23 protein-coding genes, 1 tRNA gene and 1 pseudogene are annotated in these 23,855 nt (G+C 58.4%); 14 read left to right on the top strand and 11 right to left on the bottom strand.

Annotated elements, in window-relative coordinates:
* Together AC4PR2_RS22375 and AC4PR2_RS22380 are read left to right on the top strand one after the other, a co-directional pair.
* The coding region (locus tag AC4PR2_RS22375; protein WP_492175490.1) for a phage tail fiber protein at window positions 1-2,376 on the top strand (2,376 nt) is incomplete at its 5' end.
* Window positions 2,373-2,921: a tail fiber assembly protein gene (locus tag AC4PR2_RS22380; protein ID WP_492175491.1), complete on the top strand. Its 549-nt coding sequence runs from the start codon at window positions 2,373-2,375 to the stop codon at window positions 2,919-2,921. The genes AC4PR2_RS22375 and AC4PR2_RS22380, both read left to right, overlap by 4 nt.
* 45 nt (window positions 2,922-2,966) lie before the next feature.
* Here the strand turns inward: AC4PR2_RS22380 and AC4PR2_RS22385 are convergent, their stop codons facing one another.
* The 5 genes and pseudogenes from AC4PR2_RS22385 to AC4PR2_RS22405 form a co-directional block, all read right to left on the bottom strand.
* The gene (locus tag AC4PR2_RS22385) at window positions 2,967-3,257 is read right to left on the bottom strand and encodes a DUF1493 family protein (RefSeq protein ID WP_492175493.1); all 291 of its coding nucleotides are present in this window, start codon (window positions 3,255-3,257) and stop codon (window positions 2,967-2,969) included.
* Window positions 3,251-3,709: an STM2901 family protein gene (locus AC4PR2_RS22390; protein WP_492175494.1), complete on the bottom strand. Its 459-nt coding sequence runs from the start codon at window positions 3,707-3,709 to the stop codon at window positions 3,251-3,253. The genes AC4PR2_RS22385 and AC4PR2_RS22390 overlap by 7 nt, the downstream gene beginning before the upstream one ends.
* Window positions 3,710-3,876: 167 nt before the next feature.
* A pseudogene (locus AC4PR2_RS22395) lies at window positions 3,877-4,749 on the bottom strand (ABC transporter permease subunit); the annotation flags it as partial.
* 10 nt (window positions 4,750-4,759) lie between these two features.
* Complete coding sequence (locus tag AC4PR2_RS22400) at window positions 4,760-5,674, bottom strand: ABC transporter permease subunit (protein ID WP_004928592.1); 915 nt, start codon at window positions 5,672-5,674, stop codon at window positions 4,760-4,762.
* Window positions 5,675-5,799: 125 nt separating this feature from the next.
* Entirely contained in the window at window positions 5,800-6,918 is a 1,119-nt protein-coding gene (locus AC4PR2_RS22405) for a branched-chain amino acid ABC transporter substrate-binding protein (RefSeq protein ID WP_048234441.1), read from the bottom strand.
* A gap of 455 nt (window positions 6,919-7,373) precedes the next feature.
* Here AC4PR2_RS22405 and AC4PR2_RS22410 point away from each other — a divergent pair.
* Window positions 7,374-7,449: transfer RNA gene (locus AC4PR2_RS22410), tRNA-Asn, on the top strand.
* Between the two features lie 71 nt (window positions 7,450-7,520).
* On the opposite strand, the gene proR is transcribed toward AC4PR2_RS22410, so the two are convergent.
* A complete protein-coding gene (gene proR / locus AC4PR2_RS22415) occupies window positions 7,521-7,823 on the bottom strand; it encodes a transcriptional regulator ProR (RefSeq protein WP_049200011.1) in 303 nt (100 codons plus the stop codon).
* Window positions 7,824-7,827: 4 nt separating this feature from the next.
* Window positions 7,828-8,181, bottom strand: coding sequence for a type II toxin-antitoxin system RelE/ParE family toxin (locus tag AC4PR2_RS22420; RefSeq protein WP_100396990.1), 354 nt, complete (start codon window positions 8,179-8,181; stop codon window positions 7,828-7,830).
* A gap of 438 nt (window positions 8,182-8,619) precedes the next feature.
* Here AC4PR2_RS22420 and AC4PR2_RS22425 point away from each other — a divergent pair, with 438 nt between their 5' ends.
* Complete coding sequence (locus tag AC4PR2_RS22425; RefSeq protein WP_084827422.1) at window positions 8,620-9,915, top strand: MFS transporter; 1,296 nt, start codon at window positions 8,620-8,622, stop codon at window positions 9,913-9,915.
* 26 nt (window positions 9,916-9,941) lie between these two features.
* Window positions 9,942-10,748, top strand: coding sequence for a substrate-binding domain-containing protein (locus AC4PR2_RS22430; protein ID WP_197803076.1), 807 nt, complete (start codon window positions 9,942-9,944; stop codon window positions 10,746-10,748).
* On the opposite strand, the gene psrA is transcribed toward AC4PR2_RS22430, so the two are convergent.
* The 3 genes from psrA to AC4PR2_RS22445 form a co-directional block, all read right to left on the bottom strand.
* Window positions 10,723-11,622, bottom strand: coding sequence for an L-proline-binding transcription factor PsrA (gene psrA, locus AC4PR2_RS22435; RefSeq protein ID WP_197803073.1), 900 nt, complete (start codon window positions 11,620-11,622; stop codon window positions 10,723-10,725). The genes AC4PR2_RS22430 and psrA overlap by 26 nt on opposite strands.
* Window positions 11,623-11,713: 91 nt before the next feature.
* Window positions 11,714-12,079: a diacylglycerol kinase gene (locus AC4PR2_RS22440; protein WP_492175495.1), complete on the bottom strand. Its 366-nt coding sequence runs from the start codon at window positions 12,077-12,079 to the stop codon at window positions 11,714-11,716.
* Window positions 12,080-12,297: 218 nt separating this feature from the next.
* On the bottom strand, window positions 12,298-13,422 hold the full coding sequence (locus AC4PR2_RS22445) for an N-acetyltransferase (protein WP_492175496.1): 1,125 nt from the start codon (window positions 13,420-13,422) through the stop codon (window positions 12,298-12,300).
* A 739-nt stretch (window positions 13,423-14,161) separates the two neighbouring features.
* Between AC4PR2_RS22445 and AC4PR2_RS22450 the strand changes: the two genes are divergently transcribed.
* The 4 genes from AC4PR2_RS22450 to spt are packed head-to-tail and all read left to right on the top strand — an operon-like array spanning window position 14,162 to window position 18,263.
* Window positions 14,162-15,901: a fatty acyl-AMP ligase gene (locus AC4PR2_RS22450; RefSeq protein ID WP_172906261.1), complete on the top strand. Its 1,740-nt coding sequence runs from the start codon at window positions 14,162-14,164 to the stop codon at window positions 15,899-15,901.
* The gene (locus tag AC4PR2_RS22455; RefSeq protein WP_197803069.1) at window positions 15,898-16,812 is read left to right on the top strand and encodes an NAD-dependent epimerase/dehydratase family protein; all 915 of its coding nucleotides are present in this window, start codon (window positions 15,898-15,900) and stop codon (window positions 16,810-16,812) included. The genes AC4PR2_RS22450 and AC4PR2_RS22455 overlap by 4 nt, the downstream gene beginning before the upstream one ends.
* 31 nt (window positions 16,813-16,843) lie before the next feature.
* Window positions 16,844-17,104 carry an acyl carrier protein gene (locus AC4PR2_RS22460; protein ID WP_019453571.1) on the top strand — a complete coding sequence of 87 codons (261 nt, stop codon included), beginning with the start codon at window positions 16,844-16,846 and terminating at the stop codon, window positions 17,102-17,104.
* Entirely contained in the window at window positions 17,091-18,263 is a 1,173-nt protein-coding gene (spt, locus tag AC4PR2_RS22465; RefSeq protein ID WP_141959732.1) for a serine palmitoyltransferase, read from the top strand. The genes AC4PR2_RS22460 and spt overlap by 14 nt, the downstream gene beginning before the upstream one ends.
* A 70-nt stretch (window positions 18,264-18,333) precedes the next feature.
* On the opposite strand, the gene AC4PR2_RS22470 is transcribed toward spt, so the two are convergent.
* The gene (locus AC4PR2_RS22470) at window positions 18,334-19,065 is read right to left on the bottom strand and encodes a nucleoside/nucleotide kinase family protein (RefSeq protein WP_060439468.1); all 732 of its coding nucleotides are present in this window, start codon (window positions 19,063-19,065) and stop codon (window positions 18,334-18,336) included.
* 370 nt (window positions 19,066-19,435) lie between these two features.
* On the opposite strand from AC4PR2_RS22470, the gene AC4PR2_RS22475 reads away from it, so the two are divergent.
* The 5 genes from AC4PR2_RS22475 to AC4PR2_RS22495 are packed head-to-tail and all read left to right on the top strand — an operon-like array spanning window position 19,436 to window position 23,848.
* The gene (locus AC4PR2_RS22475) at window positions 19,436-20,161 is read left to right on the top strand and encodes a nucleoside/nucleotide kinase family protein (protein ID WP_197803224.1); all 726 of its coding nucleotides are present in this window, start codon (window positions 19,436-19,438) and stop codon (window positions 20,159-20,161) included.
* Window positions 20,162-20,191: 30 nt separating this feature from the next.
* The gene (locus AC4PR2_RS22480) at window positions 20,192-21,061 is read left to right on the top strand and encodes a nucleoside/nucleotide kinase family protein (RefSeq protein ID WP_492175497.1); all 870 of its coding nucleotides are present in this window, start codon (window positions 20,192-20,194) and stop codon (window positions 21,059-21,061) included.
* Window positions 21,058-22,392 carry a lipopolysaccharide biosynthesis protein gene (locus AC4PR2_RS22485; RefSeq protein WP_049200021.1) on the top strand — a complete coding sequence of 445 codons (1,335 nt, stop codon included), beginning with the start codon at window positions 21,058-21,060 and terminating at the stop codon, window positions 22,390-22,392. The genes AC4PR2_RS22480 and AC4PR2_RS22485 overlap by 4 nt, the downstream gene beginning before the upstream one ends.
* Window positions 22,392-23,261, top strand: a complete 870-nt coding sequence (locus AC4PR2_RS22490; protein WP_197803065.1) for a hypothetical protein — start codon at window positions 22,392-22,394, stop codon at window positions 23,259-23,261. The genes AC4PR2_RS22485 and AC4PR2_RS22490 overlap by 1 nt, the downstream gene beginning before the upstream one ends.
* A 20-nt stretch (window positions 23,262-23,281) precedes the next feature.
* The gene (locus tag AC4PR2_RS22495) at window positions 23,282-23,848 is read left to right on the top strand and encodes a YtfJ family protein (RefSeq protein WP_197803222.1); all 567 of its coding nucleotides are present in this window, start codon (window positions 23,282-23,284) and stop codon (window positions 23,846-23,848) included.
* The last annotated feature ends 7 nt before the right edge of the window (window positions 23,849-23,855 follow it).

The raw sequence follows: 23,855 nt of genomic DNA on the forward strand, positions 1-23,855 counted from the left end.
CTCGCTGCCACGCCCAAAGCCGTCAAGGCGGTCAACGATGCGAGTGCCAAGAAAGCGGCCAATCTGGCCGACCTGACCGACAAACCCAGGGCCCGTGATAATCTCGGCCTGAAATCGGCGGCCCTGCGCGATGTCGGCACCACCAAGGGACAGGTCATGGAGGTAGGCTCAGGCGGCTTACTGATGGGCGCGCGTCATCGGGATGACGTCTATACCAATGACGGGCAAATTTTCCGCGCCGATGCCAAATCGGCCAACAAACCGCCCATGAATGCGACCGCCGGCATTATCAGCCTGCCGGCAGATGGCGGCCCGTCCACGGGGTATGTGGCGATTAGTCCGGCCAACGGCGCCGCATGGATTGGTTCGTCCAACAAACCCGAGAACGGCGTGCGCTGGTCGCGGATTTACACGGATGACAACAAGCCCACAGCCGGCGACGTCAATGCCTACAGCAAAACCGAATCGGACAACCGCTTCCTGCTAAAGAGCGGCGGCACGGTCACCGGCAAGACCCAGTTCAATGCCGGCATCGACTTTGTCAGCCCGAACACCGGCATTACGAATGGCGCCGATGGTGCCAGCTACAACGGGGCCAATCTGCTGCTCAAGTCCTGGAACGGCATCGGTTTTTACAAGACCATTGGTGAACAAGGTATCACCGGCTTTATCGACGTGCGCACCGGCGACCTGCGCATGCAACGCAACATCACCGCCGATGGTCAACTGATTGAGGCGGGCAAGCGCGTCTATTCGCCGAACAATAAGCCAAAGGCCGGCGATGTTGATGCCGTCTCCGCAAGCGAAGGTGGTGAGTTTAAAAAAGAAATTCGCGCATCTGGCGGCGTGAAAATTCAGGTGCCGGGCCGCAACGACAATGGCGGCGGCGTATATCCTGGCAACGGTGACGGCGCAAGCTATGCCACCTGCAACGTCGACATCAAATCTTGGCAGGGCATCGGCTTTTACAACACCTGTGACACGGTGGGTATCAAGGGGCGAAGCCTGTTTATCGACGTACGCCAGGGCAACCTGGAAGCCCAGGGCATTATCAAAGGCAAAACCGTCTCTGATGCCAGTGGGCGAGTCTACTCGCCGGGGAACAAACCCTTGCCGGGTGACATCAACGTTTACAGCAAGTCAGAATCAGACAGCCGATACTTTGCCCGAGGCACGACCGAGATAACCAAGGATGTGGCCTGGAACGCTGCTTCCGGGGTCTACAATACCCAGGCAGATGGCATGACCATGGTGGTGCACTTCGCCGCCGGCGGCACCGGCAGCACGCGCGCTGCAGATTTCAGGTTCAACTATGGCAACGGCGGACTCGCTTTCCGCTCATCGCGCGACGGCTTTGGATACGAAAACGGCTGGACAAAAGTGTACACCGACCGCCAGCGGCCGACCGCCGCAGAAGTGCAGGCGGCAGACGTCAGGAATAACTTTGCGGCGAAGATGGGCGCTAACCGCACGCTCTCCGGCGATGCCAAACCGACCGCACCCGGTGTCTGGAGCGTGGAGAATAGCAAATGGGCACCAGAGGGCTGGGGCACGATGATGTACACCACAAACCGCCCGGACCTCAAGGTTGATACCGGTAACGGGCAGTATCATCACTATCTGTTCCTGAGTCACAGTCGCAAACTCTGGGTAGCGACCAATGTCAACGGCAACTGGAGCGGTTGGCAGCAGCAGTTTGATACGCGCGGCGGAAAAGTAACGGGTGAAATTCAATCGACCTCATCAGATAACTACCGCATCGTTGCGGGTGACTACGGCACATTCTGGCGCAACGATGGCAACAGCCTTTATCTGCTGCTGACAAAGGCCAAAGACCCCTACGGCACCTGGAATAACCTGCGCCCCTTCAGCGTTAATATAAAAACCGGGCAGGTCACGTTTGCTCATTTTGTGGGTATGAACGACAGCCTGACAGTCAATAAGTATATCCGCGCTGATAAAAACATATCTGTAGGTGAGGATTTGTACGTTGACCGCAACGCCACGGTAACGGGCACTCTCAAGGTCGGCAATAGCACCCACGCCAGCGACGGCAACATATTAGGCAGCCGCTGGGGCAATAAATGGCTTTGGGATGCAGTTATTGAGCAGGTAAGTGGTCGCGTCGATTGGGGGGCGCACAATCGTGATGTCAATGCGCGAGCTACCTGGGACTATGTGAACCAGAACTTTGTGCGCGATATTCGTTTGGCAAGCCGGGGTGAAATTATCACTGATGGTGCCTTGACTGAAGCTCCATGGGGGGCGGTAGTTACCGGTGGTAACGGTAACGAAGGTAATCAGGTAGGGGTGATGCTTTTCCGCTATCTGCAAAAAAACGTGAACGGTAACTGGCATACGGTGGCATACGCATGAAAAAATACGGCCCTTTTAAGCTTTATACGCCTACGCCAGGTACGCCGGCCGGAGAACTGGCCAGGCGCATCAAGGCGCAGTATATCTGTACACCCGATGAGCAGGACTGGTATCTGCTGCAGAAAAACTTTATGCGACAGACGCTCAAGATCGCCTACATCGAGAATGGCATCATCATTCAGGCAAGCTACGATGTCAGTACGCTGTGGCCAGTTAACGCTTCCGTGGCTGAAATTCCTACAGAGCAAATACCCAAGGGATTTACGCTGCCGCTGACAGGTGCAAACTGGCAATACAACGGTCAGCGTATTGTGCCGCGAGTCTACACTGCGGAAGAACAGGAAAAGATGGCTGAGCAGCGCAAGGGCGAACTTATGGCGGCGGCTGAGCGCACGTTAGCGCCGCTGGAGCGTGCGGAACGTCTGGGCATGGCAACCAAAGAAGAAACCAGGCGACTGGCGGCGTGGGCGGCCTACTCGGTGGATCTCAGTCGTATTGATACCTGCAAAGCTCCAGATATCGACTGGCCACCAGTACCGGAATAACGCATATCGCGTGTTCACACCCAGCTCTGGACAGGGCTGGGTTAACTAATACAGCCACCGGCCGGCTTTGGCGGACTCAATGAGCATATAGATAGTTAGAGGTTTTGATGGTTGTTTGGTCGCTGGGAAGTAAATACTGAAGTCAAACCCATCACGCGCAAGGTTAAACTCCGTGAAAATTTCATCTAACAGATCACTAGCTTCTTCTTCGTCCATCTTCATAGATTGGTTCAGCGAGGATTCCTTGGTTAAGTGAGATTTTTTGAAAGTAAGCCAGGAGCGACCATTGTAGGGTTCGACGAGTTGGAAAACTCGCTTTTCGATATTGTCTACCATAATTTGTCCACCCCTCGTGCAATGCTATTGTATGTTGTGACGGTTTTAAATGAGATTTCCGTTACGTCCGCAGCTAGAATGATCCAGCCAACTACAGGAACTGCCCGGCCTACAAATGTTCCGAGCTTTCTCACCATGCGAATCTTGATAGTTGATGGAGGATATCCGCCAATAACGGTGGGGAGCTTGAGTCCCATAGGGAACATCGTCTTGCCGAACACTCGCCTAGAGGCTCGCGATGCGTATGATGTATCATGGATCGCATTCCTAAACTTCTCCCGGGTTGGAGAAATATTTAAACCTGCAAATATTGCGACGATCGCGCCATAGTCATCAACGCCTAATTGAGCTGCAGTTTTTTCACAGAAGACCATGAAAAAGAGTTCACCAGCCGTCAGGTTTGGTCGTCCAGCGTAGAAGTAAGTGCCACCAAGTTCTTCAACCGTATCCATCAGTAGTCCTTGTCCGTGGGTATGCCCGCAACGCGATAACATGCAAATTAGTATTAGCGCCCAAGCCTGAGATGAGGGAGAGCGCCTGTAATTTTATTGCATATAGTGAAAGAAAAATCGAGGGGCATTTATCGCAAGTTTTTATCTCAAATATCGCGCGCCGCATCACGCGTCAGCCGGTGCTTGATGTACAGCACCAGCAGCACCACCAAAAACAGCACCGCATAGATGAAAATGAACTTGAGGTTGGGGTTGTAATCGATGCCGAGAAACTCGTGGATCGGCACCCCGCCGTCTTTGGCGCGGCGGCCGAACTCCAGGCCGAACACCGTCGGCGCCGGCACCGAGACGCCGTTCGGCCCGCCGGTGAGCGACATCCAGTTGTTCAGCACCAGCCGGATGATCTCCCCAAACCCCAGCGTGACGATCGCCAGGTAGTCGCCGTGCATGCGCAGCACCGGAAAGCCCAGCAGCGCACCGGCCAGCGCCGCCATCAGCGCCCCCAGCGGCAGCATCGCCCAAAATCCCAGCCCGAGGTACTGATAGCCCAGCGCCAGCCCGTAAGCGCCGATGGCGTAAAACGCCACGTACCCAAGATCGAGCAGCCCCGCCAGGCCGACCACGATATTCAGCCCCAGGCCGAGCAGCACGTAGATCAGGCCGAGGATCGCCACCGTCAGCAGGTATTTGGTGGCGACGAAGGGGAACAGCAGCGCGATCGCCGCCATCAGCGGCAGGATCCAGCGCAGGTTGGATTTATAGCCCAGCGGCCGCACGTAAACGCCGTCGTTGCCGCCGTCGAAGCGCGCCAGCACCCTGCGCCCCGGCGCGGTTTGCAAGAACAGGCTCAGCAACAGCCGCCCGGCCATCACCGCGACGATAATCCACACCAGCCGGTGCGGCTCGAAGTTGAAGCTGTAGCCGTTCAGCACGATGCCGACGATCGGCCCGAACACGATCAGGGCGATCAGCCCGGCCAAGACGGCGTCCAGCAGGCTGCGTTTAACGTCCAGCCCGCCGTTGATCACGGATTGCGACATGGCATTCTCCTTAAACCTTGGCGATCAGCGGCCGGCCGAGCAGGCCCTGCGGACGGAAGATCAGGATCGCCACCAGCAACCCGAAGGAGAACACGTCCTTGTAATCCGAGTTCACCATGCCGGCGAACTGCGCCTCCGCCACCCCGAGCAGCAGCCCGCCCAGCATGGCCCCCGGCAGCGAGCCAATGCCACCCAGCACCGCGGCGGTGAAGGCCTTGATGCCGATGATAAAGCCGACGTAAAAATCGAAGGTGCCGTAGTTCATGGTGATCAGCACCCCGGCCAGCCCGGCCATGGCGGCGCCGATCACGAACACCAGCGAGATCACCCGATCGGTATTGATGCCAAGAATCGAAGCCATTTTGCGATCCTGCTGGGTGGCGCGGCAGATGCGCCCCAGCCGGGTGCGCTGAATGATGTAGGTGAGGATCGCCATGCCGAGCAGCGACGCCACCAGAATAAACACCTTGGTGTAAGTGATCTGCACCACGCCGCCGTCGAACTCCAGGCGGAACACGCCGCTCAGCAGCGTCGGGATGCCCTGCTGGCGCGGCCCCTGGCTTATCTGCGCGTAGTTTTGCAGGATTAACGACATGCCGATGGCGGAGATCAAGGGCGCCAGGCGGGTGGAGTTGCGCAGCGGCTTGTAGGCGATGCGCTCGATCACCCAGCCGTACACCCCGGTGATGACGATGGTGAACACCAGCGTGCCGAGGATCAGCAGCGGGAACGAGTGCAGCCCGAAGAACGACAGCAGCGCCAAGCCGATGGCGCACAGGTAGGCGGAGATCATGTACACCTCGCCGTGGGCGAAGTTGATCATGCCGATGATGCCGTAAACCATGGTGTAGCCGATGGCGATCAGGCCATACACTGCGCCAAGGGTCAGGCCGTTGATCAGCTGTTGCAGAAAGAATACATCCATAATGAGCAGTCTCGCCTGGTAAGGCCGCCAACGCAGTCCGACGCGGCCCAAAGGTCATCGCGGAACGGGCTCGCCTGAACGGCGAGCCCGTCGGTCATAGGGTTACAACTTCAAGGTTCGACCGTTTACAGCTGGTGATATTTGCCCTTGTCATCCCATTGGTAGACCACGTAGTCCGAGACCTTCAGGTCGCCCTTCTGGTCCCAGGCCTTTTTGCCCATCACGGTATCGACGTCGTGCGACTTCAGCCATTCGGCGGCCTTGGCGCTGTCTTTGCCGCCGGTGGCGTTGAAGGCGGCGGCGATCGCCTGGATCGAGGCGTAGGAGTAGAGGGTGTACCCTTCCGGTTCAAAGCCGCTGGCGCGGAACTTGGCGATCACCGCCTTGCCTTCCGGGATCAGACGCGGATCGTTGCCGAAGGTCATCAGCACGCCGTTGGTGTACTGCGGCCCGCCGGCGGCGGTCACCAGCTCTTCGGTCACCACGCAGTCGCCGGAGAAGAACTTGGCGGTCACGCCCTGCTCGCGCATCTGGCGCACCAGCGGCCCGGCTTCCGGATGGCAGCCGCCGAAGTAGACCACGTCCGGCTTGACCGAGGCGATCTTGGTCACCAGCGCGTTGAAGTCTTTCTCGCCGCGCGACAACCCCTCATACAGCACTTCTTTGACTCCGCGCTTGTTCATCGCCGCCTTGGCGGCATCCGCCAGCCCCTGGCCGTAGGTGTCTTTATCGTGGATCACCGCGATGCGTTTGGCCTTCAGGGTATCCAGCATGTAGTTGGTGGCGATCGCGCCCTGCTGATCGTCGCGCCCGCACATGCGGAACATGGTCTTCATGCCGCGCTCGGTGATTTGCGGGTTGGTGGAGCCGGGGGTGATGGCGATGATGCCGGCCTCGTCATACACCTCGGAGGCGGGCATGGTGGAAGAGGAGCAGAAGTGGCCGACCACCGCCGAGACCTTGTCCTGATCCACCAGCCGGTTGGCCACCGCGACCGCCTGTTTCGGTTCGCAGGCGTCATCCCCCTGCACCAGCTTGATTTTTTCCCCTTTGATGCCGCCGGCGGCGTTGATGTCCGCCGCCGCCTGCGAAGCCCCGCGCCAATACTGATCGCCATAGGTGGCGTTCGGCCCGGAGAACGGCCCGGCGACGCCGATGACGATATCGGCCTGCGCGGAAAAAGCCGTACCTAAACAACCGATGAGCAAAGCAGCGAGCGGACTTTTTATCAATTTCGATGACATTGTTATCTTCCTCAGCACTGTTGTAGCGAAACGCCCGGGGGCGCGGATCAGTCACTTTATGTGTAGACGGGGAAAATAATTTTCTTGAGAGCGCAGTCGCATTCCCCAAAAATGGGTAAGCAAAAATCCAGCCATTGTGACGACGAATACATATTGTTTGCTTATTCATCCTACATATCAGTTGCGGCGCGGCGCTTGGCGGGGATAACGGGGTCAGGGCCGTACGGCTAGCGTGAGAGGGGGCATGAGAGGGAGAGTGGCCCTGCACCATCGCCGTGCAAGGGCTTGTGCAAGCGATATGACAACGAAACAGGCGGGAAAAATCAGCGCCTGCCGGCGAAAGATGCCGAAAAACAGCGCAAGGTGCTCATTCCCTCAGCAAACGCACTTTTTTTGCAGTTTAGCGCTTTGACAAACCCCAGGCGCCCCGCTATTATTCGCCCCGTTCACACGATTCCTCTGTAGTTCAGTCGGTAGAACGGCGGACTGTTAATCCGTATGTCACTGGTTCGAGTCCAGTCAGAGGAGCCATATTTAGAGAAGCCCGCTCAGGGAAACCCGAGCGGGCTTTTTGCTTTCTACCGTTAACCGAGCAGCGGCGTCTACAGCACCACTTCGTAGTGAGAGCCGTCCGGCAGTTCAACATCCAGCCGCAGTTTGCCGCCCGCCGCCTCAACGTAGCGTTTTAGCGAAGACAGTTTCAGATCGCGGCCCGGTTTTTCCATCACGGCCACGGTCGGCTGCCGGATCCCCAGCGCCTGCGCCATTTCAACCTGCGTTTTCTGTACTTTTTCGCGCAGCTCGGCAAGGTGAATGTTCAGCATGATGTCCGCCGCCAGCGCCTGCGCGTTGGCCACGACCTCGGGCTTTTCATCCGCAATAAGCTGTTCCAGCGTTCTGCCCATCGCGTCACTCCTTCTCGTTTAATGTGTTCAGCCAACAGGTGAATTCCCGATCGGCAATCTGAAGCATTCGATCGTAAAAGCGTTTTTCATTGCCGGCTTTATTGCCCGCGCAAAGCACAATGCCAATACGGTACGGATCGAAAGCGAAGAATGCCCGCAACGGTTCTCCACGGCTCTGAATGCGCAACTCTTTCATATTGCTGTAACGTGAGCCTTTCACCGTATCGGCATAGGGTCTGGGCAGCCCGGGCCCCTTTTCCCGTAGGACCATCAATGCGGCAAGTACGCCGGCCCGATCGGCATCGTTGAGTGAGCTAAACCAGTCATCAAACACATCCGTTGTTTTAATTTCCCACACGGGACCTCCCTGCAATATAGATCAACAACTATATAGATGTAAAGCTATAGCAGAGAAGTGCAGGGATGACATGCAAAGGCATGCGTTGTTACTGCAAGGCTGAACGTACATCCGAGCATTTTGCAAACGCAGTGCGAGGCATTCACCTTTTTACGAGCGGTATCGAACAATCGTTCAGAGGCACGGGGCGCTTCCCCGCCGCCCCTTTATGAACCCTGTCACAAAAAGCGCATAACGTTTTCGGCGTTCTGCGCAGCGGGCGATGAGCGACAAACTTGTTAACGCCACGTTACATCGGGTTAGGCAACATTGTTAACGCCGATTGATGCGCCAAACGCATCGCGCCATGCGTTTATTGCGCTTATTTAGTTTATTTTCCTGAGCGAGTCTTCAGCAACAGGCGTGGCGTCAAGCGCCAATAACAAACTGGAGATAAAGATGCATTCCTCTACCTCACCCATGACCACCCGGGCCAGAACCGGCGCGATACTGCGCGTCACCTCCGGCAACTTTTTAGAGCAGTTCGATTTTTTCCTGTTCGGCTTTTACGCTACCTACATCGCACATACCTTTTTCCCGGCCAGCAGCGAGTTCGCCTCGCTGATGATGACCTTCGCGGTATTCGGCGCAGGTTTTCTGATGCGCCCGATCGGCGCCATCGTGCTGGGCGCTTACATCGATAAAGTCGGCCGCCGCAAAGGGTTGATCGTGACCCTGTCGATCATGGCCGCGGGCACCTTCCTGATCGTGCTGATCCCCTCTTACCAAAGCATCGGGCTTTGGGCGCCGCTGCTGGTGCTGTGCGGGCGTCTGTTGCAAGGCTTCTCGGCGGGCGCGGAGCTGGGCGGCGTGTCCGTCTATCTGGCTGAAATCGCCACGCCGGGCCGTAAAGGCTTCTACACCAGCTGGCAGTCCGGCAGCCAGCAGGTGGCTATCATGGTGGCGGCGGCCATGGGCTTCGCGCTCAACGCGGCGCTTGAAGAAAGCGCTATTCGCGAGTGGGGATGGCGCCTGCCTTTCCTGTTCGGCTGCCTGATCGTTCCCTTCATCTTCATCCTGCGCCGCAAGCTGGAAGAAACGCAGGAATTTACCGCCCGCCGCCACCACCTGGCGATGCGCGACGTGTTTAAAACCCTGCTGAAAAACTGGCCGGTGGTGATCGCCGGCATGCTGATGGTCGCCATGACCACCACCGCGTTTTACCTGATCACCGTGTATGCGCCGACCTTCGGCAAAAAGGTGCTGTTGCTCAGCGCCTCCGACAGTTTGCTGGTCACTTTACTGGTCGCGATTTCCAACTTCATCTGGTTGCCCATCGGCGGTGCGCTGTCGGATCGCTTCGGCCGCAAACCGGTGCTGGTCGCCATGACGTTGCTGACGTTGGCCACCGCCTACCCGGCGCTCAGCCTGCTCGCCGCCGCCCCCAGCTTCAGCATGATGCTGGCCGTGCTGCTGTGGCTGTCCTTCATTTATGGCCTCTACAACGGCGCGATGATCCCGGCCTTAACCGAGATCATGCCAACAGAAGTGCGGGTGGCCGGGTTCTCGCTGGCCTACAGCCTGGCGACGGCGGTATTCGGCGGCTTTACGCCGGTAGTCTCCACCGCGTTGATCGAATACACCGGCGACAAGGCTTCACCGGGCTACTGGATGAGCTTCGCCGCGCTGTGCGCCTTGCTGGCGACACTGTATCTGTATCGCCGCATCGCCATGCCGCTGCAAACCGCGCGCTAAGCCGCCATCTCAAAAGGAATGATGCCATGCAAAAACTCACTCGTTCGATCATCACTCTGCTCATGTGCGCCTCCTGCAGTACAGCGGCGCTGGCCAAAGACGTGACCGTCATGATCTCCGGCGGCTTCAAAGCCGCGCTGGAGAAGCTGGCCCCGGAGTATGAAGCCCAAAGCGGCGACAAAATCATTCTGGTGTCCGGCCCCTCGATGGGCAAAACGCCGCAGGCGATCCCCGCGCGGCTGGCGCGCGGAGAGCAAGCCGATGTGCTGATCATGGTGGGCGACGCGCTCACCCAACTGGAAAAAGAGCGCTGGACCCAGCCGGGTTCGCGCGTGGAGCTGGCCGATTCGCCGATCGGCATGGTGGTCAAACAGGGCGCGTCCAAGCCGGTGATAAAAACGGATGCCGACCTGCGCAATGTCTTGCTGCAGGCGAACTCTTTCGCCTATTCCGACAGCGCCAGCGGCCGCTACGTCAGCGGCCAACTGTTCAAAAAGCTGGGCATCGAGGAACAGGTGAAAGGAAAAGCGCATGTGGTTGAGCGCATTCCGGTGGCTTCTGAAGTGGCGCAAGGGAAATATGCGCTGGGCTTCCAGCAGGTCAGCGAATTGCTGCCCGTGGCGGGCGTCACCTTTATCGGCGAGCTGCCGGAAAACGTGCAGTACATCACCCGCTTCGCCGGCGCGGTAACCGCCAGGGCGGAGCACCGCCGCGAAGGCAAAGCGCTGCTGGACTTCCTCGCCTCCTCTCAGGCACAGCCGACCATTCGCGCGACCGGCATGCGAACCGTGCCGGCGCAGCAGCCGGTCAGGCAGAGTGATACCGTTCAGTAATCAGCTTTTCCAGCTCGGCGGCGACGAAAGACTGCATGCGGCCGCCGCGTCTGATGAGGCCCACGCTGCGTTTCACCACCGGATCGACCAGCGGCACCGACGTCAACACCGAATGCTCTGAAGCGGGCATTGACATGGCGGGCACGGCGGCAATGCCGATGCCCGCCTCAACCATGCCCAGCATGGTCGTCACATGGCGAGTTTCGCACACGCTGGGGCGCTCCGGCATGAGGTGTTCCAGGCGCTGATCGAGCAGATTGCGATTGCCGGAGGTTTTATCCAGCGACACGTAGTCCTGCTGATAAAATTCCCGCCAGGTGAGGCTCTTTTTAGCGGCGAGCGGATGGTCGCGCCGGCAGGCGGCCACGTAAACGTCCTCCACCAACGGCACAAATTCAAGATGAGGCTGCAGCCGCCCGGCAAAGCAGATGCCGAAATCGGCCTGGCCGCCGGTGACCGCCTCAATGACATTGCCTGCGCTACCGTCGATCAGTTTAACGCGCACGCGCGGATAGCGAAGCCGGAAACGGCGTATCACGTCGGGCATGAAATAGTAGGCCGCCGACGGCACCGTGGCGACGGTGACCAGCCCGGTACGCTCCTGGCTGACCTTATCGATATCGGCCAACACCGCTTCGACATTCATCAGCAGCTGATCCGAACGCTCGGCAAAAGCCTGCCCGTACAGCGTCAAAGTCACGCGCCGGGTGGTGCGATCGAACAGTTTGCTGCCCAGCGCGTTTTCCAGCTTTTCAATCCTGCGGCTCAGCGCCGACTGCGACAGGCAGATGGACTCCGCGGCCAGCCGAAAATTGCCGTACTCCACCAGCGCGCGGAAGGCATAAAGATCGTTGAGATCAAAATTCACGGGCATAACGGCCTACTCTCCTTGCTGAACGCAAAACAACGATGATAACCGCTTATATCGCCACGACAACCGCCTGGTGGTTGAACCACTCAAACCCCTATCGCCCCAGCAGCACCGTTGCCCAAACCACGATGGTCAGCACCACCGCCACCAGCTGCGCTGCGCCGCCCAAATCTTTGGCGCGTTTGGATAACGGATGTAATTCCAGCGAAATGCGATCGACCACGGTTTCAATCGCCGTATTCAGCAGCTCCACCACCAATAGCAGGAAACTGCAGATAATTAATAACAGCGGCTCCATTTTTGTAATATCTAAACCAAATGTAACAACCAGTAAAATGGCGTTAATAACCAATAATTGGCGGAACGCATCTTCGGTAAGCACCGCGTCAATAACCCCGGCCCATGAGTTCCTTATGCTGTAGGTTAATCGGCTTATTCCCTTTTTCTTATTTCCAGGCATAGCATTTGCTCTCATCAACACGACGACAACGCCCGCAAATAAATCACGCGCCGTGAATTTATCTCGGGTTTATTAATTAAAGACCTTAACCGTTTGCCCTCAGGAGAGGATTCATTCGCTCACGCGATGCCCGCACAACAGTGAAACGACCAGCGCGAAAAATGCCCTGGCGGGCTTATTATCCTGAGGACGTTAAAAGACGAAACGTTATCAGCCGGTTAAAGCGTTTTCTCGTACAAGCGGTAGCGCTTATAGGGAACCGCGCCGATGCGTTCTAAAATCGTCCGCATGCCGGTATTGGTTTCCAGGATCCAAGACATTTCCAATGCGTCGATATTGCGCTTGGCGAAAGGCTCGCGCAGCGCCTCAATCAGCAACAGCGCAATAATCGGCCCGATGCGGCTGAATTGATATTCCTGGCGCACGCCCATCAACGGCACGCGCGCGGTGCGCACGCCGCTGACCTTCAGCCGCCACAATAACTTCGCCCAGCCAAACGGCAATAACCGCCCCTGCAGATCGGCAATCGCTTCGTTAATGTTCGGCAAGCCGACGATAAAGGCGCAGGGGGCGCCATCCACCTCGGCGATATGGATCATATCGTCGGGCACCAGAAACTTCAGCTGATCCCCCATGGTGGCGAACTCGTGCTCGGTGAACGGGACAAACCCCCAGTTATGCTGCCACCCGGAGTTGAACACCTCGCGCAGCACCTGCATCTCCTCGCGAAAGCGCTTGCGGTTGAGGCGGCGAACGGTCACCTTTTTGCGTACCTGGTCCATCATCCGGGTTAACGACGGCGAAAAGTGCAGATCGGTTCTTTTCATCCAATAGGCAAGCAAATCAATCCCTTCGCTATAGCCCTGCTGCGCTATCTGGGGCGCGTAATAAGGCTTGGCGTGCGTCATCAGCGCCGAGGGCGGAGTGTCGAACCCCTCGACCAACAGGCCGCTTTCCTGATTGATATTGAGGCTGAACGGCCCGGTGATTTTGCGCGCGCCTTTCAACCTCAACCACTCCTCCGCCACCGTGAACAACGCGCTGAATACGGCGGGATCGTCAACGACGTCGATCATGCCGAAGTGGCCGGTATCCTCGCCATGCAGCTCGCGGTGCAGGGAATCAATTTGTGCGGTGATGCGCCCAACGACCTTCCCCTGCTTTTTGGCCACCCACGCCTGCCATTCGATATGGTCGGTGCCGGGATTCTTCTTTGACAGATGCTCTTCGCGCTCTAAATACAGCGGCTCAATCCAGTTTGGATCATCGCGAAACAGTAACGAGGGGAAAGCAATAAATTCTTTAAGCTCGCGTTTATCCAGAACTTTCTCAATGCGGATCATAAATAGCCTTACGTTTTAATAAAATAATTAAATAAGCGCGCGACAACGCCTTTAGCATTTTTTATGCTGTTCTCTTTAATTGGATTGTGTATTGCCTCCGGTTCAACGATAAGAAAAACCGAATATTACCCCCGGTGAATCAGCGTGCTCATTGCCCGATATTCACCCTGAGGTTTCCGTGATTGTTCGAAAAAAGGGAAACAAAAAGCGGCGCTGACATGCTACGCTAATGATGCTCTTTTATTATTTCGTGCTGTTTGGGCAAAAGAAATCTGCCGCATTTAGTGTACCGACTTTAATCAGGAGCGGGATCGCCATTTTTACCACTTAATGCTCTTTTTAAGATTCAGCTTAAATGAGCCATTCACTTTTTGATTTCTTGCGGCATACTGTTTAGGAAGTGTTTAAGTTCTAAGATAGCCATGCACGAGGTCATAACCCATGAGTCGACAGTTATTTCCTGCCCGACACATTCAGGCTAAAGAACGGCGAAACCCGGAGCTTACAATAGCCCCCCGTATATCGCCAGGGTGCCGTACAAGGCTGATAAAACGGGCAACTCACACTCTGCCCGGGTAATAACCGGCGTACCGTTCAAGCGCGGTAATATATGCTGCTCGCGGAATGAAGATGGTTGAATAATAAACTTATTCAAAACCTATTCATAGTAAAATATCAATTACCTCGCCAAGAGTCTTTTATCTCTTTTGGTGATTTTTAATCTATGGCTAGTTTGTCTATGTCTGAAACAAGTTCCGTTCATTCTCTTCCCATGCGCTATGCGGACTTCCCCACTTTAGTGGACGCGTTGGATTACGCGGCGCTGGGCAATACGGGAATGAATTTTTACGATCGGCGCAATCAACTTGTGACCGTGCTCGAATACCGCACGCTGCAGCAAAAAGCGATCTCGGGCGCGCGGCGTTTATTGTCGCTGAAACTCAAGAAAGGCGATCGCGTGGCGCTGATCGCCGAAACTAGCGCGGGATTCGTCGAAGCCTTTTTCGCCTGCCAATATGCCGGCCTGGTGGCGGTGCCGTTGGCGATCCCGATGGGCGTGGGCCAGCGCGACTCCTACACCGCCAAGCTGAAGGGGCTGATCGCCAGCTGTAACCCCGCGGCAATCATCAGCAGCGAAGAGTGGACGCCGCTGATCGCCTCGGCCACGGAAAAGGCGCCGTCGCTGCACATCCTCAGCGACGAGGATTTTAACGCGTTGCCGGAGCCGGAAATCGCGTTGCCCGCACCTTCGCCTGACGACATCGCCTATCTCCAATACACCTCGGGCAGCACCCGCTTTCCGCGCGGCGTGATCATTACCCAGCGGGCGGCCATGGCGAACCTGAACGCGATCAGCCGCGACGGGATCAAGCTGCGCGCGGGCGACCGCTGCGTCTCCTGGCTGCCCTTCTATCACGATATGGGCCTGGTCGGTTTCCTGCTGACCCCGGTGGCGACCCAGCTGTCCGTCGATTACCTGCGCACGCAAGATTTCGCCATGCGCCCGATGCAGTGGCTGAAACTGATCGCCAAGAATCGCGGCACGGTGTCCGTCGCCCCGCCGTTCGGCTACGACCTGTGCCTGCGCCGCAGCAACGCCAAAGAGCTGGCCGATCTGGATCTCTCCAGCTGGCGGGTCGCGGGTGTAGGCGCCGAGCCGATCCCGGCCGAGCTGCTCGGCCAGTTCGGCGAACACTTCAGCAGCATCAACTTCGACAGCAAAGCCTTCATGCCGTGCTATGGCCTGGCCGAGAACACTCTGGCGGTGAGCTTTTCCGACCCTTGCTCCGGCCCGCAAACCAACGCCGTCGACCGCGATATTTTGGAGTACGAGGGTAAGGCGGTCGCGCCCGGCAAGAAGACCCGCGCCGTCTCGACCTTCGTCAACTGCGGCCGAGCGTTGCCCGGCCACCGCATCGAGATCCGCAGCGAAACCGGGCAGCCGCTGCCGGAACGCCAGGTCGGTCATATCACGATTTCCGGCCCCAGCCTGATGAACGGTTATTTCTGCGACGACGAATCCCAACAGCAGATCCAGGTGACCGGCTGGATGGACACCGGCGATCTGGGCTATCTGCTGGACGGCTATCTGTACGTCACCGGCCGCAAGAAGGATCTGATCATCATTCGCGGCCGCAATATCTGGCCGCAGGATATCGAGTACGTCGCGGAATCCGAGCCTGAAATCCGTTCCGGCGATGCGATTGCCTTCGTGACCGAAGAACACGACGAGGCGGCCAGGATCATTTTGCAAATCCAGTGCCGAGTCAGCTCGGAAGAACGCCGGGAGCAAATCGTGCATTCGCTGAGCGCGCGCATTCAAAGCGAGTTCGGCATCGCGGTGGATATCGAGCTGCTGCCGCCGCACAGCATTCCCCGCACGTCGTCGGGCAAACCCGCCCGCGCCGAGGCCAAGAAACGCTGGCTGAGCGCCTCGCTCTACCCGCAAATGCCGCAGCTGGCCGGTTTCGCGCAATGAGCGGCACCGTGGCGGTGACGGGCGCGACCGGCTTTATCGGCCGGCACATCGTCCAGGAACTGCTGGCGCAAGGGTTTAGCGTGCGCGCCCTGACGCGGCAAGCCGGAAAAGCCGCCATCGACAACCTGCAGTGGATCCCCGGCGCGCTGGAAGATCGGCCCTCGCTCACCGAGCTGGTGCGCGGCGCAGAGTGCGTGGTGCACTGTGCGGGCCAGGTGCGCGGGCATTCGGAAGCGGTGTTCACCCGCTGCAACGTGACCGGCAGCCTGAATTTGATGCAGGCCGTCAGGCAGAACGGCCGCTGCCATCGCTTCCTGTTCATGTCGTCGCTGGCGGCCCGCCATCCGGCGCTGTCCTGGTATGCCCATTCAAAACAGGCCGCCGAGCAGCAACTCATCGCCGCCACGGGCGACATCGCGCTGGGGATTTTCCGCCCGACGGCGGTTTACGGGCCCGGCGATAAAGAGCTGAAGCCGCTGTTCAACGGCCTGCTGCGCGGCGTGCTGCCCCGGCTGGGCGCGCCTGACGCCAGGCTCTCTTTTCTGCACGTGAGCGATTTGGCCAAGGCGGTCAGCCAATGGGTGCAGGCCGAACCCGCGCAGCCAAATATTTACGAACTGTGCGACGGCGTGGCCGAAGGCTATAACTGGCTGCGCCTGCGGGACATCGGCGCCGCCGTGCGGCACGGGCCGGTGCGTCTGGTAGGCATTCCGCTGCCGCTGCTGAAAGCCCTGGCGGATATCAGCGTGGTGTGGAACCGCCTGGTCAAACAGGAACCGATGCTGACACGCAGCAAAATACGCGAGTTAACCCATCACGACTGGTCCGCCAGCAATCACGCGCTGTCGCAACAGATTAATTGGTTTCCACAGGTGAGTTTGGAACGCGCGCTGCGTGAAGGGCTGTTTTAATTATTCCAAATAGAGGTGTGTCAACGTTCTTATGCTAAATCGCGATGCTGTAATGGATTATATCCTGACGTGTTTGCAAGGTATCGTCGAAGGCGGAGTGGAAATAAAACCTGATAGCGATCTCGTCAATGATCTTGGCCTGGAATCCATCAGAGTCCTGGATCTGCTGATGATGCTGGAAGATGAATTAGATATCTCCATTCCTATCAATATATTGCTTGATGTCAGAACGCCTGAGCAACTGCTTGACGCGCTGCGCCCTTATCTGGAGAAAAGCCATGGGACTGTATGATAAGTTTGCACGGCTCGCCAATGACCGTGAACAATTTCAAACGTCCGGTCTGAATCCGTTCGGCACCTGTATCGACGAAGTGTATTCCGCCACCCAGGGCCGCATCGGCGATCAAAAGATTGTCCTCGCCGGCACCAATAATTATCTCGGCCTGACGTTCGATGCGCAGGCGATCGCCGCCGGCCAATCGGCCCTGGCCGCACTCGGCACCGGCACCACCGGCTCGCGCATGGCGAACGGCAGCTACGGATCGCACCTGACGCTGGAACGGGAGCTGGCGGAATTCTTCGATCGCCCCAGCGCCATCGTATTCTCCACCGGCTATACCGCCAACCTGGGCGTCATCAGCACCCTGGCGGGGCCGGGCTCCGTGGTCTTGATCGACGCGGACAGCCACGCGAGCATTTACGACGCCTGCGCCCTCGGCGGCGCGGAGATTATTCGCTTCCGCCACAACGACGCCGCCGATCTGGAGCGCCGCATGCTGCGCCTGGGCGAACGGGCCCGCGAGGCGATCATTATCGTGGAAGGCATCTACAGCATGCTGGGCGACGTCGCCCCGCTGGTGGAAATCGTCGACATCAAGCGGCGGCTCGGCGGCTATCTGCTGGTGGACGAAGCGCACTCCTTCGGCGTGATGGGCGAGCACGGCCGCGGCCTGGCCGAAGCGCTGGGCGTCGAGCAAGACGTGGATATCATCCTGGGCACCTTCAGCAAAAGCCTGGCTTCGATCGGCGGTTTCGCCGTCGGCGGCAAGGGGATGGACGTGCTGCGCTACAGCAGCCGGCCGTATATCTTTACCGCGTCCCCGTCGCCTTCCAGCATCGCGTCGGTGCGCACGGCGCTGCAAAAAATCGCGCGCCATCCCGAGCTGCGGGAAAAACTGTGGAGCAATGCGCACCGCCTGTACCACGGCCTCGCCGAGCTGGGGTATACCCTGGGGCCGCGCATCAGCCCGGTGGTGCCGGTGATGATCGGCTCGAAGGAAGAAGGGCTGCGTTTCTGGCGTGAGCTGATCGCCCACGGCGTGTATGTGAATCTGGTGCTGCCACCCGCCGCGCCGGCGGGCGTTACCCTGCTGCGCTGCAGCGTCAATGCCGCGCACAGCGATGAAGAGATCGACACCATCGTGCGCGCCTTTGCGGCGCTGAAAAAATAAAGCCTTTCCCTCTCGGCCGCGGCGGCGGTGCCGAAAATGGCATCGCCGCCCTGCCGAATCGCTGCGCGCCTCAGTGCGCAGCCGTTGATGCCCCATCAGCCGAATAGCGATAGCCCTGCGCCGCCATAAATTCCGCGATGGCTTTTTCCGCCGCCGAAAGCACCTCCTCGATCGGCCGATCGGCATCGAGATCCACGATGTCGGCACCTTCGAACGTCAATAACGGCGTGACGGCGATCTTCTTCTCCAGCGCCGCTTTGCGGTGATCGGGTTTGCGCGCGCAGGCCACCGCCAGACTGACATTCAGCTTGAGCACCAGATCCGGTTTTTGCCCCGCCATCCATTGGAACGCCGCCCGCTCGCGCGCCGCCAACCAACGGACGAAACGGCTCCCTTCAACGTCGACGGGAAATACCGTGCCGTCGTAAGCGCCGGGGATTTGCGCCTGCGGAAAACGGTCGGTCAACACGATGAACCCTTGCCGACGAAACGCCAGCATGCGGCGAAAACGCAGCAGCCGCCGCCCCACGAAAGCGATGATCACCGCCGACGGCAACAGGCCAATCCGGGATTTTTTCGTTTTGACTTTTTTGGTATTGCTCTCGATAGCCTTGCCCACCGAGCGCCCGAGCAGCGGCAATTTCGCCGCCGCGCGCCCGACGTTGCCCGCCTGTTTGCCCAGATGCACCTGCACCGCCGGGCCATAATGTTTCACATATTCGATCAGATGTTCACAAACGGTGGACTTACCCGATCCGTCGCTGCCAATAACCGCAATCAACGGCGGAAATTTTGCACTCATAATAAGACTCTCTTTCAATACACCAGAAACGGCGTGCCATGTTTGAAGCGAAATCACGCTTAACCTTGCTCGGCAGCCGCGCAAAATAAATTGCCTCAGCGCAGTGCCAAACAGCACAAAAGATTAAGCGAAAATTAAAAACCTCTGCTCTTTTTCCGCTGCGGACCATTCCGGAAATTAACATAAAAAGCGAAACTGACCTGCGCGCGAACAATTAGCACAAAATAACAAGAACGAACGCCATGAATATCAATTCAAATAACGAACCCAAATACCCATCTCATTATTTTATCGTGGCAAAGCACAATAAATATCTTGAACCCAAGGCGTATTGGAATACAATAGTTTTTTTCGCATTGGATCAATTATTGTGAGTCAGCAGATAAGACCTTCATCTGATCGCTCGCCCGTGCGCGTAATAGCGATAACCGGCTGTGACGGCTCGGGAAAATCCACGTTAGCCGCCAGCCTGGTCAACGCCTTATCGCCACAAGAACCTGCCGAACTGCTTTATCTCGGCCAGTCCTCCGGGCGTATCGGCGAATGGATCAGTTCGCTGCCGATTATTGGCGCGCCTTTCGGGCGTTATTTGCTGAAGAAGTCGGAGCGCGTGCATGAGCGCCCTTCCACGCCGCCGGATAATGCCACGGCGCTGGTGATTTTTTTACTCTCCTATTGGCGCGTTTATAAATTCCGTCGCATGCTGAAGAAAAGCCGCAGCGGCGCATTGCTGATTACCGATCGTTATCCGCAGGCCGAAGTGGCAGGGTTTCGTTTCGATGGCCCGCAGCTGGCAAAAACCGCCGGCGGTAATCGCTGGGTACGCTGGCTAAGAAAGCGCGAACAACACCTGTACCAATGGATGGCGTCTTATCAGCCCTTATTATTAATTCGGCTGGATATTGACGAAAAAACGGCCTATTCACGCAAACCCGATCACTCGCTGGCGGCGTTGCGTGAAAAGATAGCCGTCATCCCGCACCTGACGTTTAACGGCGCTAACATACTGGATTTAGACGGCCGCGAACCGGCCAGCCATATTTTCGACGAATCGCTGCGCGCCGTTAAAATATCGCTGAGGGCCGCCAATGCCTAGCCGACAAATAACCTTTTCGTACCGAAACAGATGAAAAAAAATAAACTCACTGCCGAACAGCACTCCTCTTCCACCTGCATTAGCGGGCTGATTGCCGTGGTGGGCAGCGACGGCACCGGCAAGTCCACGCTGACCGCCGATCTGGTCAAGAACCTGCAGCAGCATCGCCCCACGCAGCGGCGCTATTTAGGGCTGATCTCCGGCGAAGACGGCGACAAAATCAAGAAATTGCCGTTCATCGGCGTGTGGCTGGAACGGCGCCTGGCGGCCAAATCCGATAAAACCCAACGCATGAGCAACAGGCCGCCGGCGCTGTGGGCTGCGCTGATCATGTACGGCTTTTCGCTGTGGCGCGCCTCCAACCTGCGCAAGGTGCGGAGGCTGGCGCAGAGCGGCGTGCTGGTGATCAGCGATCGCTACCCGCAGGCGGAAATTTCAGGTTTTTACTACGACGGGCCCGGTATCGGCGTGGAGCGCGCAAAAGGCTGGCTATTGAGCCGCCTGGCGGCGCGCGAACGCCGTTTATATCAACGCATGGCCGTCTATCGGCCGGCGCTGATCATTCGCCTCGATATCGACGTCGATACGGCGTTTTCCCGCAAGCCCGATCACAGCTATGAAGAGCTGAAAGACAAGATTTCCGCCATGGTGCGCCTGCAATACAACGGCGCGCGCATCATCGAGCTGGACGCCAGAGCCCCTTACGACGAGGTGCTGAGCAACGCGCTCAACGCCATTTCGGCCGTGGTGCCCCCCGCGAAGCGCCCACAGAGCGACATCGGGCAACCCGGCGAAACGCCGGCGAAGAAACTCAGGTTTATTAAACGCATACAGGGTAAGCGCATGACAGCGGAACACAAGATGCAGCAAAAAAACGATAACGGCTGGTTTGGGTTATGAAACGGTGGTTTTCCGATGGTGCGTTTCGCTCCATTTTACGTAATGCCGCCTACCTAGGCTCCGGCAGCGTGGCCAGCGCACTGCTTGGCCTGCTGGCGCTCTCCTGCGCCGGTAAAGGCATGTCGCCTGAAATGTTCGGCGTGCTGGTGGTAATCCAGGCCTATACCAAAGCGGTCAGCGATTTCATCAAATTCCAGACCTGGCAGTTTGTGGTGCAATTCGGCACCCCGGCGCTGGAGCACCAAAACACCGGGCGCTTCCGCGACGTCGTCGCCTTCTCCTTCGGGCTGGATATCGCCAGCGGCGTCATCGCCGTACTGGGCGGCATGATCATGCTGCCGTTCTTGTCCCACGCCCTGGGGCTGGACAGCGAAAGTTTCTGGCTTGCCATGCTGTACTGCACCCTGATCCCGTCGATGACCTCGTCCACGCCGACCGGCGTGCTGCGCGCCTTCAACCGTTTCGATCTCATCGCCATCCAGCAGGCGATCAAGCCTTTCCTGCAGGCGGTGGGCAGCGTCATTTCCTATTATTTCGATCTGGGATTCCCTGGCTTTATCGTCACCTGGTACGCCTCTAACCTGATCGGCGGCACGCTGTTTTGGTGGTTCACCGCGCGCGAGCTGCGCCGCCGCGATATCCACGGCGCGCTGAGGCCACGGCTGTTCAACGTCGCACGCCGCATCGAGGGCGCCTGGAACTTCGTCTGGACCACCAACATCGCCCATACCATCTGGGCCGCGCGCAACTCCTGCACCACCGTGCTGGTGGGCGTGGTGCTCGGGCCGGCCGCCGCCGGGCTGTTCAAGATCGCCATGACCTTCTTCGATGCGACGGGCACCCCGGCCAAGCTGCTGGAGAAAAGCTTCTATCCCGAGATCATGCGCCTGGACCCGCGCACCAAGACCCCGTGGCTGCTGGGCCTGCGCTCCTCGCTGCTGGCCGGCGGCATCGGCCTGGCCGTCGCGGTGTTGATGCTGCTGGTGGGCAAGCCGCTCATTTCCGCCGTCTTCGGGCAGCAATACCTGGAAGCCTATGACCTGATTCAAATCATGCTGGGCGCGATCATCGTTTCCATGATGGGCTTCCCGCAGGAATCCTTACTGTTTATGGCAGGCAAGCAGCGCGCCTTCCTGATCGCGCAGGCGACGGCCTCGGCGGCCTACATTGCGCTGCTGGTGTCGATGGCATATGCCTTCGGCGTGCAGGGCGCCGCCTTCGCTTATTTACTGGGGCAATGTTTAGACGTTCTGTTATCCCTGATACCGACGATCGGCGCCTACCGCAATCGCTTTATGTTGGGGCTGAATGTGCCCAAAGAGAGTAATTAATGACCGCTAACGATAATTGGAAGAAGTTCTCCGCCGAAACCACCCAGGCGCTGTTTGTCGCGGTGGAAGAGGATGACCTGGTTGAGGCGAATATCAGCCTGCCGCAGCAGATTGATTTGCAGTGTTCCCCCGAGAGCATTCGGGACAACTACGCGCTGTGCCTGCAGTTTTGGGAAGACGGCTTTTCCCGCCGCGAGCTGCTGCAATTGGTGAACGGTTTCCTGCAAGACCCGCAGTTGGCGGCGGCCACCCGCATGCGCTACAAATATATCCGCGCCCGCTATAAGCACCTGCGCTTCGCCCAGCAGCTGTACGGCGCGCCCCACCGCGCCAACCGCCTGTTCCACACCACCACCGTGGTGCTCGGCCATTTTCAGGATGCGTTTCGCAACGGCAACCAGAAGAACCTGACGCTGTACGGCAACCTGCTGCGGCTGCTGCTCAGCAAGCCGGTGTGGTCGTCCGTGCGCTATGCGCTGCGCCACACTCGCCTGGAAAGCGCACAGGGCTTTATCACCTACCGCCAGGAGCAGATGCGCCAGCTGCAGACGCTGATCGCCAGCCCGGCGCTGACCGGGCATCAATTCCACGACGTGCGCAAAATCGTCAGCCGCCAGGTGTCGTTTTACGACACGTTGAGATCGATCGCTCCCGACAACCGCGAAGCCCGGCAGATCTCGCGCTTCCTGGCGGCGATTAACGGCCTGATGGGCGACCGGCATGACGTGATGGTGGCGGACAAGCTGGCCGGCGGCGATATCTATGATCGGCCGGCGATCCTGGATATCGACATCCGCCAGCGCCTGGAGCTGCTGCTGGCGCGCTTTCCGCTGTCGTTTTCCCAGCCGGCCATCGCGGCGGGCAGATAAGCGCGTTGCGCGGAGCCATGATGACGTTACGCCGCTTGCTGCCCCTCGCGCTGCTGCTGTCGCCGCTGGCGGCGTCAGCGCATAACTTCGTGCATGGCCGGCCGGTGGCGCCGATCGCCATCGCCGATCGCGGCGAGCTGCTGCTGCGCAACGGCGATTTCAGCTACCGGCCGTGGAACAGCGCAAAGCTGGCGGGCAAGGTGCGGGTGATCCAGTACATCGCCGGGCGCACCTCCGCCAAAAAGAAGAACTCGCTGCTGATCAACGCCGTCAAAGACGCGAACCTGCCGGGCGATCGCTTCCAGCCCACCACCATCGTCAACACCGACGACGCGATACCGGGCTCCGGCTTCTTCGTGCGCGGCAAGATCGAGAAAAACAAGCGGCATTACCCCTGGGCGCAGTTCATCGTCGACAGCGACGGGCTGGGGCGCATGGCCTGGCGGCTGCCGGAAGAGAGCTCCACCATCGTGGTGCTGGACAAGGCCGGGCGCGTGCAGTGGGCGAAGGACGGCGCACTCACCCCGCAGGAGGTTGACCAGGTGATCGCCCTGCTGCGCACCCTGATCGACCGGGAGACGCCATGAAGTGCAC

It is taken from the genome of Serratia sp. A07, assembly GCF_058725505.1.

What these genes read in the sequence shown, in the direction of transcription:
- AC4PR2_RS22380 (WP_492175491.1), top strand. Translation starts at nt 2,373, where the DNA reads ATGAAAAAATACGGCCCTTTTAAGCTTTATACGCCTACGCCAGGTACG.
- AC4PR2_RS22385 (WP_492175493.1), bottom strand. Translation starts at nt 3,257, where the DNA reads ATGGTAGACAATATCGAAAAGCGAGTTTTCCAACTCGTCGAACCCTAC.
- AC4PR2_RS22390 (WP_492175494.1), bottom strand. Translation starts at nt 3,709, where the DNA reads ATGGATACGGTTGAAGAACTTGGTGGCACTTACTTCTACGCTGGACGA.
- AC4PR2_RS22400 (WP_004928592.1), bottom strand. Translation starts at nt 5,674, where the DNA reads ATGGATGTATTCTTTCTGCAACAGCTGATCAACGGCCTGACCCTTGGC.
- AC4PR2_RS22405 (WP_048234441.1), bottom strand. Translation starts at nt 6,918, where the DNA reads ATGTCATCGAAATTGATAAAAAGTCCGCTCGCTGCTTTGCTCATCGGT.
- proR (WP_049200011.1), bottom strand. Translation starts at nt 7,823, where the DNA reads ATGGGCAGAACGCTGGAACAGCTTATTGCGGATGAAAAGCCCGAGGTC.
- AC4PR2_RS22425 (WP_084827422.1), top strand. Translation starts at nt 8,620, where the DNA reads ATGCATTCCTCTACCTCACCCATGACCACCCGGGCCAGAACCGGCGCG.
- AC4PR2_RS22430 (WP_197803076.1), top strand. Translation starts at nt 9,942, where the DNA reads ATGCAAAAACTCACTCGTTCGATCATCACTCTGCTCATGTGCGCCTCC.
- psrA (WP_197803073.1), bottom strand. Translation starts at nt 11,622, where the DNA reads ATGCCCGTGAATTTTGATCTCAACGATCTTTATGCCTTCCGCGCGCTG.
- AC4PR2_RS22440 (WP_492175495.1), bottom strand. Translation starts at nt 12,079, where the DNA reads ATGCCTGGAAATAAGAAAAAGGGAATAAGCCGATTAACCTACAGCATA.
- AC4PR2_RS22445 (WP_492175496.1), bottom strand. Translation starts at nt 13,422, where the DNA reads ATGATCCGCATTGAGAAAGTTCTGGATAAACGCGAGCTTAAAGAATTT.
- AC4PR2_RS22450 (WP_172906261.1), top strand. Translation starts at nt 14,162, where the DNA reads ATGTCTGAAACAAGTTCCGTTCATTCTCTTCCCATGCGCTATGCGGAC.
- AC4PR2_RS22455 (WP_197803069.1), top strand. Translation starts at nt 15,898, where the DNA reads ATGAGCGGCACCGTGGCGGTGACGGGCGCGACCGGCTTTATCGGCCGG.
- AC4PR2_RS22460 (WP_019453571.1), top strand. Translation starts at nt 16,844, where the DNA reads ATGCTAAATCGCGATGCTGTAATGGATTATATCCTGACGTGTTTGCAA.
- spt (WP_141959732.1), top strand. Translation starts at nt 17,091, where the DNA reads ATGGGACTGTATGATAAGTTTGCACGGCTCGCCAATGACCGTGAACAA.
- AC4PR2_RS22470 (WP_060439468.1), bottom strand. Translation starts at nt 19,065, where the DNA reads ATGAGTGCAAAATTTCCGCCGTTGATTGCGGTTATTGGCAGCGACGGA.
- AC4PR2_RS22480 (WP_492175497.1), top strand. Translation starts at nt 20,192, where the DNA reads ATGAAAAAAAATAAACTCACTGCCGAACAGCACTCCTCTTCCACCTGC.
- AC4PR2_RS22485 (WP_049200021.1), top strand. Translation starts at nt 21,058, where the DNA reads ATGAAACGGTGGTTTTCCGATGGTGCGTTTCGCTCCATTTTACGTAAT.
- AC4PR2_RS22490 (WP_197803065.1), top strand. Translation starts at nt 22,392, where the DNA reads ATGACCGCTAACGATAATTGGAAGAAGTTCTCCGCCGAAACCACCCAG.
- AC4PR2_RS22495 (WP_197803222.1), top strand. Translation starts at nt 23,282, where the DNA reads ATGACGTTACGCCGCTTGCTGCCCCTCGCGCTGCTGCTGTCGCCGCTG.